Source organism: Amycolatopsis sp. FU40 (genome assembly GCF_021903635.1).
GTDB classification, from domain to species: Bacteria; Actinomycetota; Actinomycetes; order Mycobacteriales; family Pseudonocardiaceae; genus Amycolatopsis; species Amycolatopsis dendrobii.
Genome location: NZ_CP091381.1, coordinates 4,968,447 through 4,981,914, shown reverse-complemented (window position 1 = coordinate 4,981,914; position 13,468 = coordinate 4,968,447). Strand labels below are relative to the sequence as shown.

At 69.2% G+C, this 13,468-nt stretch carries 11 protein-coding genes; 6 read left to right on the top strand and 5 right to left on the bottom strand.

Annotated elements, in window-relative coordinates; genetic code table 11:
* Window positions 1-11 precede the first annotated feature (11 nt).
* Entirely contained in the window at window positions 12-1,730 is a 1,719-nt protein-coding gene (araD, locus tag L3Q65_RS23775) for an L-arabinonate dehydratase (protein ID WP_237596653.1), read from the bottom strand.
* Between the two features lie 118 nt (window positions 1,731-1,848).
* Here araD and L3Q65_RS23770 point away from each other — a divergent pair, with 118 nt between their 5' ends.
* Genes L3Q65_RS23770 through L3Q65_RS23760 form a run of 3 tightly spaced genes read left to right on the top strand, consistent with a single transcriptional unit; the run spans window position 1,849 to window position 4,012 of the window.
* Complete coding sequence (locus L3Q65_RS23770) at window positions 1,849-2,502, top strand: GntR family transcriptional regulator (protein ID WP_182895496.1); 654 nt, start codon at window positions 1,849-1,851, stop codon at window positions 2,500-2,502.
* Between the two features lie 4 nt (window positions 2,503-2,506).
* Window positions 2,507-3,010 (top strand): metallophosphoesterase, encoded by a 504-nt coding sequence (locus L3Q65_RS23765; protein WP_182895497.1) that lies wholly within the window; start codon window positions 2,507-2,509, stop codon window positions 3,008-3,010.
* A gap of 18 nt (window positions 3,011-3,028) precedes the next feature.
* Window positions 3,029-4,012, top strand: a complete 984-nt coding sequence (locus L3Q65_RS23760; protein WP_237596652.1) for a PHP domain-containing protein — start codon at window positions 3,029-3,031, stop codon at window positions 4,010-4,012.
* Here L3Q65_RS23760 and L3Q65_RS23755 read toward each other — a convergent pair.
* Together L3Q65_RS23755 and L3Q65_RS23750 are read right to left on the bottom strand one after the other, a co-directional pair.
* On the bottom strand, window positions 3,978-4,562 hold the full coding sequence (locus tag L3Q65_RS23755; protein ID WP_182895499.1) for a L,D-transpeptidase: 585 nt from the start codon (window positions 4,560-4,562) through the stop codon (window positions 3,978-3,980). The two genes, L3Q65_RS23760 and L3Q65_RS23755, sit on opposite strands and share 35 nt — an antisense overlap.
* Window positions 4,526-5,374, bottom strand: coding sequence for a chitosanase (locus L3Q65_RS23750; RefSeq protein ID WP_182895500.1), 849 nt, complete (start codon window positions 5,372-5,374; stop codon window positions 4,526-4,528). The genes L3Q65_RS23755 and L3Q65_RS23750 overlap by 37 nt, the downstream gene beginning before the upstream one ends.
* 290 nt (window positions 5,375-5,664) lie before the next feature.
* Here L3Q65_RS23750 and L3Q65_RS23745 point away from each other — a divergent pair, with 290 nt between their 5' ends.
* The 3 genes from L3Q65_RS23745 (at window position 5,665) to hrpA (ending at window position 11,169) form a co-directional block, all read left to right on the top strand.
* Window positions 5,665-5,982: a hypothetical protein gene (locus L3Q65_RS23745; protein WP_182895501.1), complete on the top strand. Its 318-nt coding sequence runs from the start codon at window positions 5,665-5,667 to the stop codon at window positions 5,980-5,982.
* 41 nt (window positions 5,983-6,023) lie between these two features.
* Window positions 6,024-7,217, top strand: a complete 1,194-nt coding sequence (locus L3Q65_RS23740) for a cation:proton antiporter (RefSeq protein WP_182895502.1) — start codon at window positions 6,024-6,026, stop codon at window positions 7,215-7,217.
* Between the two features lie 76 nt (window positions 7,218-7,293).
* Window positions 7,294-11,169: an ATP-dependent RNA helicase HrpA gene (hrpA, locus tag L3Q65_RS23735; protein ID WP_237600845.1), complete on the top strand. Its 3,876-nt coding sequence runs from the start codon at window positions 7,294-7,296 to the stop codon at window positions 11,167-11,169.
* Between the two features lie 3 nt (window positions 11,170-11,172).
* Here the strand turns inward: hrpA and L3Q65_RS23730 are convergent, their stop codons facing one another.
* A complete protein-coding gene (locus tag L3Q65_RS23730; protein WP_237600844.1) occupies window positions 11,173-11,571 on the bottom strand; it encodes a hypothetical protein in 399 nt (132 codons plus the stop codon).
* A gap of 152 nt (window positions 11,572-11,723) precedes the next feature.
* Window positions 11,724-13,418, bottom strand: a complete 1,695-nt coding sequence (locus L3Q65_RS23725) for a bifunctional 3'-5' exonuclease/DNA polymerase (protein WP_237600843.1) — start codon at window positions 13,416-13,418, stop codon at window positions 11,724-11,726.
* Between the last annotated feature and the right edge of the window lie 50 nt (window positions 13,419-13,468).

The window sequence follows — 13,468 nt, the reverse complement described above, 5'->3', positions numbered from 1 at the left end:
GAACAAACCGGTCACCCTGCGTCCGGTTCCGGATTGGCGCCAGTGCGGGCGAGGAAGTCGAAGTCGCAGCCCTCGTCGGCCTGCGTGATGTGCTCCGCGTACAGCGCACCGTAACCCCGCTCGAACCGCGGCGCAGGGGCGGCCCACGACGCGAGACGACGCTCCAGTTCGGCGTCGCCCACCTGCAACTGCAACGTGCGGGCGGGCACGTCCAGGGTGATCAGGTCGCCGTCGCGGACCAGCGCGAGCGGCCCGCCGACGTGCGATTCCGGTGCCACGTGCAGCACGCACGCGCCGTAACTGGTGCCGCTCATCCGGGCGTCGGAGATCCGCACCATGTCCCGCACGCCTTGTTCCAGCAGGTGCGCCGGGATCGGCAGCATGCCGTATTCGGGCATCCCGGGACCGCCAAGCGGACCGGATCCGCGCAGCACCAACACGGAATCTGCGGTGATGCCCAGCGCCGGATCGTCGATGCGCTTCTTCAGGTCTTGGTAGTTGTCGAAAACCACTGCCGGACCAGTGTGCGTGAGCAGAGCGGGGTCGGCGGCGATGTGCTTGATCACCGCGCCGCCGGGAGCGAGGTTGCCGTGCAGCACGGCCACGCCGCCTTCGCTGGCGACCGGATTGTCGCGCGGGCGGATCACGTCGTCGTTGTGCACGCGGGCCTCGGCGAGAGAATCGGCGAGCGGACGTCCGGTGACGGTGATCCGGTCGAGGTGCAGCAGGTCGGTCAGGCGGGACAGCAACCCGGGCAGACCGCCTGCGTAGTAGAAGTCCTCCATGAGCCAATCGCCGCCCGGCCGGATGTTCGCCAGCACCGGCACGCGGCGGGCGATCGCGTCGAAATCCCGCAGCGACAAGGAAATCCCGCTGCGCCCGGCCATGGCGATCAGGTGGATCACCGCATTGGTCGAGCCGCCGAGTGCCAGCACGGTCGTGATCGCGTCGGCGTACGCGCGCTCGTCGAGGACCTTCGCGATCGTGAGGTCTTCCCACACCATGTCCACGATTCGCGCTCCGCTCGCTGCGGCCATGCGGTGGTGCGCGGAATCGACCGCCGGAATCGAGGCCGCGCCGGGCAGGGTCAGCCCCAGTACTTCGGCGGCGGACGTCATGGTCGACGCGGTGCCCATGGTCATGCAGTGGCCCGGGGAGCGGGCAAGACCGCGTTCCAGTTCGGCCAGTTCGCGGTCGCCGATCGTGCCCGCGCGCCGTTCGTCCCAGTACTTCCACATGTCGGTGCCGCTGCCGAGCACCTCGCCGCGCCAGTTTCCGCGCAGCATCGGACCGGCGGGCACGAAAATCGACGGCAGCCCGGCGCTCGCCGCGCCCATCAGCAGCGCCGGAGTGGTCTTGTCGCAACCGCCCATCAGCACCGCGCCGTCGACCGGATACGAGCGCAGCAGTTCCTCGGTTTCCATCGCCAGCAGATTCCGGTACAGCATCGGCGTCGGCTTCTGATACGTCTCCGACAGCGTCGCCACCGGAAACTCCAGCGGGAACCCGCCCGCCTGCCACACGCCGCGCTTGACCTGTTCCGCGCGTTCGCGCAGGTGCTGGTGGCACGGGTTGATGTCGCTCCAGGTGTTGAGGATGCCGATCACCGGTTTGCCGAGGTGCTCCTCCGGTTCGTACCCGAGCTGCCGGGCGCGGCTGCGATGGCTGAAATTCCGCAGGTCGTCGCCGCCGAACCAGCGATGGCTGCGCAGTTGCTCGGGTGCCTTCATCGTGCTCTGGTCCCTTCGACGGCGGATGGCATCTGATATATGATCGTACGTGTCGACGCTCGGAGACGTCCGCCTGGTTGAATGTGCGGGGACGAGCGCGAAAGCCAGGAGGGTCGGCATGCCGTCCACGTTCAGCCTCCCCGCCTCCCGCACCGAGGTGGTGCTGGAGGAGATCCGGCGTGGCATCCTCGCCCGCGAGCTGGTGCCCGGTCAGCAGCTGGTGGAGGCGGAGCTGGCGGCGCGGCTCGGGGTGTCGAAGACGCCGGTGCGCGAAGCGCTCAAGGTGCTGTCCAACACCGGGCTGGTCACGTTCAGCCCGTACAAGGGCGCGTCGGTGTGCGTGGTCGACGCGGAGCTGGCGCGGTCGGTCTACGACGTGCGCATGGTGCTGGAACCGGAAGCGCTGCGCCGTACGGTGCGGGCGACGGATCGCGCGTCTTTCGACGAGGCCGCGCAGGTCCTCAAGGAAGCGTCGGCCGCGGACGCCGACCAGACCGCGTTGAGCCTGCTGAACCGGCGGTTCCACCGCGCGTTGTACGCGGGCTGCGGCAATCCGCTGATGGTGTCGATGCTGGATGACCTGCGCGACCGCGCGGCGCTGATCACGGTGGTCGGCTGGGACGCGAATCCCAGCTGGCGCAAGGAATGGAACGAGCACAAGGCGGTGCTCGCCGCCGCGAAGAAGGGCGACGAGGACGGCGCGGCCGAGCTGCTGCGCGCGCACATCGCGGCGTTCCTCGACCATGTGCTCGAGGCGATCGGGGAGGAGTGACGGCGTGCGGTTGCTGCTCGTCGCGGACACTCACCTGCCGAAGCGGGCGAAGGAACTGCCTGCGCAGGTCTGGGACGAGGTCGCGCAGGCCGACGTCGTGGTGCACGCGGGCGACTGGGTCGACGTCGAGACTCTCGACGCGCTTGAAGCCCGCAGCGCGCGGCTGATCGGCGTGTACGGCAACAACGACGGTCCGGAGCTGCGGAAACGCCTGCCGGAGGTGGCTCGCGAGACGCTGGAAGATGTCCGGCTGGCGGTCGTCCACGAAACCGGCGACGCGAAGGGGCGTGCGGCCCGTTGCGACGCGTTGTATCCGGACGTCGACGTGCTGATCTTCGGCCACAGCCACATCCCGTGGGACTCGGTGACGCCTGGCGGGCTGCGGCTGCTCAACCCCGGTTCGCCCACGGACCGGCGGCGGCAGCCGTTCTGCACCTACCAGACCGTGGAGCTCAAGAACGGCCGTCTCGACAGCGTCGAGCTGCACGAGCTGCCTCGGCGCGGCTGAGCGGGTAAAACAGGAGTCATGGACCCGGCCCGCGCGCTGCGCGACATCGCCTTCCAGCTCGAGCGCGCCGGTGAACCGACTTACCGCGTGCGCGCGTTCCGTCAGGCGGCCGCAGTGGTCGACCGGCTCTCCGAAGACGAACTGGCGTCGCGCGTCGGTGCGAAGACGCTTCAGGCGTTGAAGGGGATCGGCAAAGCCACTGCCGGCGTCATCGAGGACGCATGGCACGACCGTACGCCCGCGTACGCGGCGAAGCTGCCCGAAAGCAAGCTGCCGGATGGCGGTGCGCTGCGTACAGCCCTTCGCGGCGACTGTCACACGCACTCCGACTGGTCCGACGGCGGCAGCCCGATCCTCGAAATGGCTGAGACGGCACGCGAGCTGGGGCACGAGTGGATCGTGCTCACCGACCATTCGCCGCGGCTCACCGTCGCGCGCGGTCTGTCCCCGGAGCGGCTGCGGGCGCAGATGGACGAGGTCGCGCGGGTGAACGAGCAGCTGGCGCCGTTTCGCCTGCTGCACGGCATCGAGGTCGACATCCTCGACGACGGCGCGCTCGACCAGACCGAGAAGCTGCTGGACCGGCTCGACTTCGTGGTGGCGAGCGTGCACTCGAAGCTGCGGATGCCCGCGCGGGAGATGACGCCGCGGATGCTGGCCGCTGTCGAGAACCCGCACGTCCGCGTCCTGGGGCACTGCACCGGACGGCTGGTCGGCGGACGGAGCAGGCCGGAGTCGCAGTTCGATTCGGAGAAGGTGTTCACCGCTTGCCGCGAGAACGGCGTGGCGGTGGAGATCAACTCGCGGCCGGACCGGCTCGACCCGCCGATGCGGTTGCTGCGCCAGGCGGTCGAGCTGGGCTGCGAGTTCGCGATCGACAGCGACGCACACGCGCCCGGCCAGCTCGACTGGCAGGCTTACGGCTGCGAGCGCGCGGAAAAGGCGGGCATCGGGCCGGACCGGGTGATCAACACGCGGACGGCCGATCAGTTATTGCGATGACGGGGTTCCGCGCGGGATCGAGCCAGCGCAGGACGGCGACGAGGTCGTCGGAGGCCAGCGCGACGCATCCCGCAGTCGGTCCGCCGGTGGCCACGTGCAGGAAGAACGCCGAACCGGCCCCGGGCACGACTGGCGAGCGGTTGTAGTCGATCACCACTGCGTGCGCGTACGCCGGGCCCGCCGCACCGAGATTCTCGCCCGCCGCTTCGTCGAACGGGCCTGATATGCCTGGGTAATACGTGTTGTAGAGCGGCGAGTGCACATCGGACACCCACCAGTCCGCAGTGGTCACTTGCCGATAGGGGAGCCGGGTGCCGGGGTTCGGCGCGATGCCGAACGCTTCGGTGAGCGGCCAGGTTCCGGCCGGAGTACGGGAAAGTCCTTCGCGCGCAACGCCGATTCCTTGCGCGCCGACTTCCGCTGGGTACGGACCGAGCGCCCGTACCCAGCGTTCGCCGTCGTGGTCCCACGCGGACGCGGTGTGCGCGGTGACCGAGAGAATTTGCTGCGGGCTCAGTTGATCTCGTACGGGTCGCCGTAGACCTTCCACTTCAGCGGCGTGTGCAGATCGAGGTTGCCGTCGTTGAGGAACACCAGCTGCTCGGTGTCGACGCGGGAAGTGTCCGCATGCGCTTCCTCCTTCTTCATGACCACCTTGCGCGCGTCGAGGAACGCCTTGAGGTAGGCGGTTTCGTCGCCGCCCTGGGACGGCGGCTTCGCCTGCGACAGCGCGGCGTCGCGGATGCCGCCGAAGCTGTCGGTGCTCGTGCCGGGACCGTGCATCACGATGGCGTCGTAGTAGATGAACTGGCCGAGCGCGCCGAGACCGTCGGATTTGCCTTGGTTCACTGCCGGATCGAAGTACACACGGTCGCGCTCGCTGTTCTGCGCGGCCTGGAATTCCTCAGTGCCCGCGGCTTGCTTCCACGCGCTTTCGAAGGCAGAGCCGAGACCTTCGTGCGAATCGGAGCCGTTGACCTTCTCCAGCGCGGGCAGGAACTTCGCCAGCGGGTTGTCCGGCACGGACTTGGTGTAGGCCTGCACGAGTTCGAGCATGTCGCCGGTGCCGGAGCAGAATCCGATGATGCCCGCGGTGTAGCCGCGTCCGTCGCCGATGTCCTCGATGTAGGAGTACTGCTTCTTCCAGTCGAGCGACGAGTTTTCCGCGCTCGACACCAGCTGCATCGCGATCTCCTTCTTCTCCGGAGACGCGAGGTCGCCGCCGGAACCCAGCACAGACGCCGCGGCGGCGAGCGGGGCGGGCACGGCGGCGGCCGAGAGAGCGGGGGTGCTGAGGACGAGAGCGAGGGCCGAGGCAGCCGTGAGACCGGCGACCAGCGTGGGCCGCATCGTCTTGCGCATGACGGGAATCCCTTTCCGCGGTACGTGGGCAAGGCGGCCGGACCGGCGAATGGACCGGCTCCGGGTACTGCTGCGGCGTAGCGCCACGATAACCGAGCGTGAAGCGGTGAAGCAAGGGAAGCGAAAATTTTTCACAGATGTGAACACGAGAGGTCCACTGTGGACGATGAAGGCTGCCTGAAGGCCCCCGGAAATCCGCCGGGACAGCGATGGTTCCTGTCGGTATGTCCACTGTGGACTTCAAGGAGAGCTGCCGAAGAACATTAAAGACATGGTAAACTCGGCTCGAGATGACGACTGCTGCCGCCGCTTCCGCGCCGCGGCACCGGTCCATCCTCGTCGTGGCACTCGCCGCGCTGCTCCTGCTCGGCGTGGCTGTCCCCGGCCCGGGACCGGCAGGCCCGCGTCCGCACGATCCCGAACCCGCCCTGGTGCAGGAACAGGGCCCGCATCTCGTCGCCGCGCACCCGCTGCCGCTCGCCGACGCGCCGGGCGAGATCCGCCTCGCCCGCCCCGACTGGTGCACCGTCCCGTTTTCCGCCGCGCCTCCGGTCGAACTGGACCGCGCGCCCGTGCCCGCCGCCGCGCGGGCTCCTCCTGATCGCTGAGTACTCGTTTCCCGTCTGTACCCGGCTCTCAAGAGGATTTCATGAGCAACGGTCATGCTTTGCTGGCCGTCGGCGGCGCGTTTCTCGCCGCCGGCGCCCTCGCCCGCCTCGGCGCCCGGATCGGGCTGCCCACGATCCCCCTGTTCATGCTGGCCGGTTTCGTCTTCGGCCCGCACACCCCCGGACTGTCCCTTGTGGACGACCCGGCCGAGTTCGGCGTCCTCGCCGGGCTCGGTCTCGTGTTCCTGCTCTTCTATCTCGGCCTGGAGTTCTCGCTCGACGACCTCGCCCGCGGCGGAGCCAGACTCGCCGGCGCGGGGCTCGCGTACCTCGTGCTGAACATCGGCGGCGGGCTCGCGTTCGGCTTCGCGCTCGGCTGGGGCACGCGCGAGGCGCTGGTGATCGCCGGCGCGATCGGCATCTCGTCCTCGGCCATCGTCACCAAACTGCTGCTCGAAACCCGGCGGATGAACAACCGGGAATCCCGCCTCATCATGGGCATCGTCGTGCTGGAGGACCTCTTCCTCGCGCTGTACCTGGCGCTGCTGCAACCGGTGCTCAGCGGCGCGGACGGCTTCGGCGCGGCGCTCGCCGACTTCGGCAAGGCGTTCGGCTTCCTGCTTGTGCTCGCCGCGCTGGCCCGGTGGGGCGGCCGGGTCGTGTCGCGGCTCTTCGGTTCGGCGGACGACGAACTGCTCACCGTCTGCTTCGTCGGCGTGGCCGTGCTCGGCGCCGCGGTGGCGGAGGAGGTGGGCGTGTCCGACGCGATCGGCGCGTTCATGGTCGGCATGATGCTCGGCAATTCCCAGGTCGCGCCGCGGGTGCACAAGCTGGTGCTGCCGCTGCGGGACGCGTTCGGCGCGTTGTTCTTCTTCATCTTCGGGCTGTCGATCGACCCGGGCGCGGTCGGCACGGTCGTCCTCCCGGTGCTCGCCGCGGTCGTGCTGACCCTGGTGCTGAACCTCGCCGCCGGCGCGTTCGCCGCCCGGCTGCACGGCTTCGACCGGCAGGAAGGCGTGAACATCGGCCTGATCGTGCTCACCCGGGGCGAGTTCTCGCTCGTCCTGGCGACGATGGCGACCGCGGCCGGGCTGGACTCGCGAGTGGCCCCGTTCGTCGCCGGGTACGTGCTGCTCCTGGCCGTGATCGGACCGCTCGCCGTGCTCCGCTCGGACCGGCTGACCTGGCTGCTTCCGGCCAAGCTCGTCCGGCCGCGTCCGGTCCCGGCGCCGTGAGCCGGGGAGCCCGGGCTGTCGCTCGCGGCATATTCGGAAGCCACGACGGTCACGCACGGCTATCCTTGTCCCAAGTATGTCCACTCCATCTCCCTACGCAGAGCTGCGCGCCCAGCTGCCCGAATTGATGCTGCGCGACGAGCACCGGCTCCGCCGTCGTCTCGACGGCGCGCGCCGGTCTCGCGACAAGCAGCAGACGGCCGAGCGCATCGCCGCCGACGTCGAAACGGCGCTGCTGCGCGTGCAGCAGCGCCGCGAAAGCGTGCCGAAGATCGAGTACCCCGCCGAGCTGCCGGTCAGCAGGCTCTCCGGCGAGATCGGCGACGCGATCCGCGACCACCAGGTGGTGATCGTCGCGGGGGAGACCGGGTCGGGCAAGACCACGCAGCTGCCGAAGATCTGCCTCGAGCTGGGCCGCGGCGTGCGCGGGCAGATCGGGCACACTCAGCCGCGCAGGCTCGCCGCGCGCACGGTCGCCGACCGGATCGCCAGCGAGCTGAAGACCGAACTGGGCGACACGGTCGGCTACAAGGTCCGGTTCACCGACCAGTCCGGCCAGGACACCCTGGTCAAGCTGATGACCGACGGCATCCTGCTGGCCGAGATCCAGACCGACCGGATGCTGCGCCAGTACGACACGCTGATCATCGACGAGGCGCACGAGCGCAGCCTCAACATCGACTTCATCCTCGGCTACCTCAAGCAGCTGCTGCCGCGCCGTCCGGACCTGAAGGTGATCATCACCTCGGCGACCATCGACCCGGAGCGGTTCTCGCGGCATTTCGACGACGCGCCGATCGTCGAGGTCTCCGGCCGGACCTATCCGGTCGAGGTGCGCTACCGGCCTCTCGTGGACCCGGACGATCCCGAGGGCGACCCGGACCGCGACCAGACGCAGGCGATCGCCGAGGCGGTCCAGGAGCTGTCCGGCGAGGCGCCGGGCGACATCCTCGTGTTCCTCTCCGGCGAACGCGAAATCCGGGACACGGCGGACGTGCTGAACCGGCTGGACCTGCGGAACACCGAGGTGCTGCCGCTGTACGCGCGGCTGTCCGCGGCCGATCAGCACCGCGTGTTCCAGCGGCACACCGGACGGCGGATCGTGCTGGCCACGAACGTCGCCGAGACGTCGCTGACCGTGCCGGGCATCAAGTACGTGATCGACCCGGGCACCGCGCGCATCTCGCGCTACAGCCATCGCACGAAGGTGCAGCGGCTGCCGATCGAGGCGGTTTCGCAGGCGTCGGCGAACCAGCGCAAGGGCCGGTGCGGGCGTACCTCGGACGGCATCTGCATCCGGCTGTACTCCGAGGAGGACTTCGAATCGCGGCCGGAGTTCACCGATCCGGAGATCCTGCGGACGAACCTGGCGTCGGTCATCCTGCAGATGACGTCGCTCGGCCTCGGCGACATGAACGCGTTCCCGTTCGTGGAGCCGCCGGACCGCCGCCAGGTCACCGACGGCGTGCAGCTGCTGCAGGAACTCGGCGCGTTCGAGACCGGCGATTCCTCGAAACTCACCGAGGTCGGCCGCAAGCTCGCGCTGCTGCCGGTGGACCCGCGGATGGGCCGGATGGTGCTGGAGGCCGCGCGGAACGGCTGCGTGCGCGAGGTGATGATCATCGCCGCGGCACTGTCCATTCAGGACCCGCGCGAGCGGCCGGCGGAGAAACAGCAGGCCGCCGACGCGCAGCACGCGCGATTCGCTGATCCGACGTCGGATTTCCTCTCCTACCTCAAGCTGTGGGAGTACGTCAGCGAACAGCAGAAGACGCTGACCGGCAACCAGTTCCGCCGGATGTGCCGCACCGAGTACCTGAACTACCTGCGGATCCGCGAGTGGCAGGACATCTTCGGCCAGCTGCGCCAGCTCGCCAAACCGCTCGGCATCACGCTCAGCACCACGCCCGCCGAACCGCAGCACGTGCACACGGCGCTGATTTCCGGGCTGCTGTCGCACATCGGGCTCAAGGACCCGGCGAAGGGCGACTACCTCGGCGCGCGCGGGGCCCGGTTCTCGGTGTTCCCCGGTTCGGCGCTGTTCAAGAAGCAGCCGCGCTGGGTGATGTCGGCGGAACTGGTCGAGACGTCGCGGCTGTGGGGCCGGGTCAACGCGCGGGTCGAGCCGGACTGGGTCGAACCGCTCGCGCAGCACGTCGTGAAGCGTTCGTATTCGGAGCCGCACTGGGAGCGCAAACAGGGCGCGGTGATGGCGACCGAGAAGGTGACGCTGTACGGCGTGCCGCTGGTCGCCGACCGGCGGGTGAACTACGGCCGGATCGACCCGGAGATTTCGCGCGCGATGTTCATCCGGCACGCGCTGGTCGAGGGCGACTGGCATACGAACCACCGGTTCTTCGCCGAGAACCGCGCGCTGCTGGACGAGGTCGAGGACCTGGAGAACCGCGCCCGGCGGCGCGACATCCTGGTGGACGACCAGACGCTGTACGAGTTCTACGACGCGCGAGTGCCCGAGGACATCGTGTCCGTGCGGCATTTCGACAGCTGGTGGAAGAAGGCGCGGCGGACCGAGCCGGATCTGCTGTCGTTCGAAAAGTCCATGCTCATCAACGAGGTCGCGGACGCGGTCCGCGAATCGGACTACCCGGACTCGTGGACGCAGGGCACGCACGTCTTCAAGCTGACCTACCAGTTCGAACCGGGCGCGGACGCCGACGGCGTCACCGTGCACATCCCGCTGCCGGTGCTGAACCAGGTGACGCCGGACGGTTTCGACTGGCAGGTGCCCGGCCTGCGCGGCGAACTGGCGACGCAGCTGATCAAATCGCTGCCGAAAGCGTTGCGGCGCAACTTCGTCCCGGCTCCGGACACGGCTGCCGACGCGTTGACGCGAATGTCCCCTTCGGACGGTCCGCTGCTCGACATCCTCGGCGACGAGCTGCACGCCATGCGCGGCATCGACATCCCGCATTCGGCGTGGGACCTCTCGACGGTGCCGGACCACCTCCGGATCACCTTCCGCGTGGTGGACGAGCGCGGCAAGCGGGTGGCCGAGGGCAAGGATCTGGACGAGCTGAAGCGCCGTCTCGCGCCGCGCGTGCGAGAGACGATTTCCAAGGCTGCCAACAGCATCGAGAAGGCCGGCCTGGTGCAGCCGTCGTTCGGCGAGCTGCCGAAGGTGTTCGCGTCGACCCGGCGCGGACACGACGTGAAGGCGTATCCGGCGCTGGTCGACGAGGGCGCGTCGGTGGCCGTGCGGCTGCTCGACACGCCCGCCGAACAGCAGCACGCGATGTGGTCCGGCACGCGGCGGATGCTGCGGCTGAACCTGAACTCGCCGATGAAGTTCATTACGCGGTCGCTGTCGAACTCCTCGAAGCTCGTGCTGAACCGCAATCCGCACGGCAGCGTCGCGGGCCTGCTGGAGGATTGCGTCGACTGCGCGGTCGACGCGCTGATGGCCTCGGCGGGCGGCCCGGTCTGGGACGAGGCCGGTTTCGCGGCGCTGCTGGAGAAGGTGCGGGCCGGGTTGAACCCGAAGGTGCTGGAGGTGCTGACGGAGGTCGAGCGGATCCTGCGCGCGGCCATCGACGTCGAAACGCGCCTGTCGGACACCCGCGGCCCGGCCGAGTCGCTGGCGGACATCCGCCGGCAGCTGGACGGCTTGGTGCACAAGGGCTTCGTGACGGAAACGGGTGCGGCCCGGCTGCCGAACGTGGTCCGGTATCTGCGCGGCATCGAGCGGCGGCTGGAGAAGCTGCCGCTGGAACAGACGCGTGACCTGCAGCGGATGGCGGACGTCGCGTGGATCACGAAGGAGTACGAAGACGCGGTGGCCGCTTTGCCGCCGGGGACCTCGTCGCCCGCGCTGGCGGAGGTGCGGTGGATGATCGAGGAGCTTCGGGTGAGCTTCTTCGCGCAGACCTTGGGGACGGCGCATCCGGTGTCGTTGAAGCGGATCACCAAGGCGCTGGACGAGGCGCTGGCCTAGCGATCACTTCACCAGGAGCGTGACGGTGGCGGCGCTGGCTGACACCGTGCCCGCGACGGCGGACAGCGAGGCCGCCACCCCGTTCACGTTGCCGAGCATTCTCCGGAGCGCTTTCGCCGGTGCTTGCTCCTTGAACGCCATCTTGAGCTTCTGCCATTTGTGCTGCCGGATATGGCACCCGAGGAGGATTCCACTGGCGTTGTTGCGGCAGAACTCGTTTTTCCGGGTGGGCGCGCAACACCAGGTCGGTGCTTGAAAGAGGCCGTACAGCACTACGAAGGCCGACAGGACCGCGATGACGCCCGGCCCGATCGCCGGGACCGCCCAGAGGGCGATGACCGCGATAAAAGCCAGAAAGCTCCAGAGGCTGCCGGTTTTCTTTTTTCCTTTTCTCCCCGCCATGGAGCACGAAGGTACTGATCAGTGTCGCCTGGTGGATAGCGCCTTTGCGGTGGAACGCGCCGCGGTGAGCGCCACCGACGGCAACACTGTGCTCCGCCAAAAGGATTTCTCGGCCTCGCCCATGTGGTGGGTGGGGAAGATGAGTCAGCTGATCACTTCGCCTCCGCATAATTGTCCACCGATTTCGCGTCCATGGGAAATCGCACCGGGCACGCCTCCCCGAAGACCAGCCGAGCCGCTTCTTGAATCGCGGTCTCCACGATCTCCGCGACTTCGTCCGCCAGTTCGGCGGGTGCGTGCACGATCACCTCGTCGTGCAGGAAGAACACCAGATGCGCCGGTTCAGGAAGCCGGCCGCGCAAAGTGGCCAGCAGGACCGCCGTCAGGTCGGCCGCACTCGCCTGCACCACGAAGTTCCGCGTGAACCGGCCCCAACTGCGCGACGCCCGCCGCGCCCGGGTTTCCGTCGCCTCGTCCTCGGTGAGCCCGCCGGTCAGGGCGCGCCAAGCAGCAGACGGAGCAGGAGAAGTACGGCCCAGCCGAGAGCGGACTCGTTCGCCCCGTTCGCCCGCCGCGGCGGCGTGTTCCACATAGGACACTGCGTCCGGGAAACGCTGACGCAGCAACGCGAGCAGCGGCCCGGCCTCGCCGGAGGTGCCGCCGTACATCGCGGACAGCATCGCGATCTTCGCGCGGGAACGGTCGTCTCGGGTATCCCCAGGGCGGAGCGGGACGTAGCGGGTGCCGGAGAACAGCGCCTCCGCCAAACGGGCGTACAGATCGGTGGCCGCGGCGACTTCGGCAAGGCGGCGGTCGCCGGACAAGGCGGTGAGGACGCGCGGCTCCAGTTGCGCCCCGTCGGCGACGACGAGTTTCCAGCCGGGGTCCGCGGACGCACACGAACGCAGCGCGCGCGGGATCTGCAGCGCACCACCGCCCCGGGTGGCCCAGCGGCCGGACACCACGCCGCCGACCACGTAGTGCGGGCGGAAGCGTCCGTCGGCGACCCATTCGTCCAGCCACGCCCAGCCGTTGGCCGAGTGGAGCCGCGACAGTTCCTTGTACTCCAGCAGCGGTGCGACCGCGGGATGGTCGATGTCTTGCAGCAGGTACTTCCGCGCCGCCGGGATTTCGATGCCCTCCCTGGCCAGTGCGCGGACGACGCTGGCCGACGAGTCGGGATTGACCGGCCGCCCGCCCAGCGCCGCGGAGATCTTCGCGGCGAGGTCGACGAGGGCTTTCGGACGTTGACCAGCGGGTACGCGTGGGCCCAGGCGTTCTTCCAGCAACTGCAGGTGCCGATCGGCGCGCCAGGGGAGCCCGGCGGCGGAGATTTCCGCGGCGGCCAGGGCGCTGGCCGATTCGGCCGCGAGCAGCAGTCGCATCCGAGCGGGGGCCTCGGTGGCGGCGACGCGTTTCTCTTGTTCGGCCAGCACGCGCCGGGCCGCGGCGACGACGGTGACGCCCGGCGGCAGGCCAGGGCCGCGCGGGGAGAACAGCGTGGGCTGCACGTCCTCGCCGAAGGCCGGGCCGTCGTCGGGCGGTTCCTCTCCGCTCGCCCGCGCCCACGCCGCCCGCAGGCTGCGCGATTCGCCCTCCCGGCCCTCGTAGGCGAGCAGCAGCCCTTCGGCGAGCGACAGGTCGTAGCACCGGCCCAGCCGCACCCCGGCCTTGATCAGCGTGGGATAGATCTCCTCGGCCGAGGGCAGCACCCAGCGCGGGCTCTCGGCCGCCTCGAGCCGGCGCACCTCGTCGGCCCAGTCGGCGCGCGAAAGCCCGCGGAGGGTCCCCGCGGGGCCCTCGATCGTGTAGCCGGAGTCCTCCTCCCGGCCGGTGATCACCTGCACCGTCACATTGTGCGGACCGGCACCGACAATTTCCGCGCACCGGACGCTCA

Bases quoted from the DNA above. Each gene is read 5' to 3' on its own strand.
- L3Q65_RS23730 (WP_237600844.1), bottom strand. From the start codon at position 11,571: ATGGCGGGGAGAAAAGGAAAAAAGAAAACCGGCAGCCTCTGGAGCTTT.
- hrpA (WP_237600845.1), top strand. From the start codon at position 7,294: ATGTCCACTCCATCTCCCTACGCAGAGCTGCGCGCCCAGCTGCCCGAA.
- L3Q65_RS23750 (WP_182895500.1), bottom strand. From the start codon at position 5,374: ATGCGCAAGACGATGCGGCCCACGCTGGTCGCCGGTCTCACGGCTGCC.
- araD (WP_237596653.1), bottom strand. From the start codon at position 1,730: ATGAAGGCACCCGAGCAACTGCGCAGCCATCGCTGGTTCGGCGGCGAC.
- L3Q65_RS23740 (WP_182895502.1), top strand. From the start codon at position 6,024: ATGAGCAACGGTCATGCTTTGCTGGCCGTCGGCGGCGCGTTTCTCGCC.
- L3Q65_RS23770 (WP_182895496.1), top strand. From the start codon at position 1,849: ATGCCGTCCACGTTCAGCCTCCCCGCCTCCCGCACCGAGGTGGTGCTG.
- L3Q65_RS23760 (WP_237596652.1), top strand. From the start codon at position 3,029: ATGGACCCGGCCCGCGCGCTGCGCGACATCGCCTTCCAGCTCGAGCGC.
- L3Q65_RS23745 (WP_182895501.1), top strand. From the start codon at position 5,665: ATGACGACTGCTGCCGCCGCTTCCGCGCCGCGGCACCGGTCCATCCTC.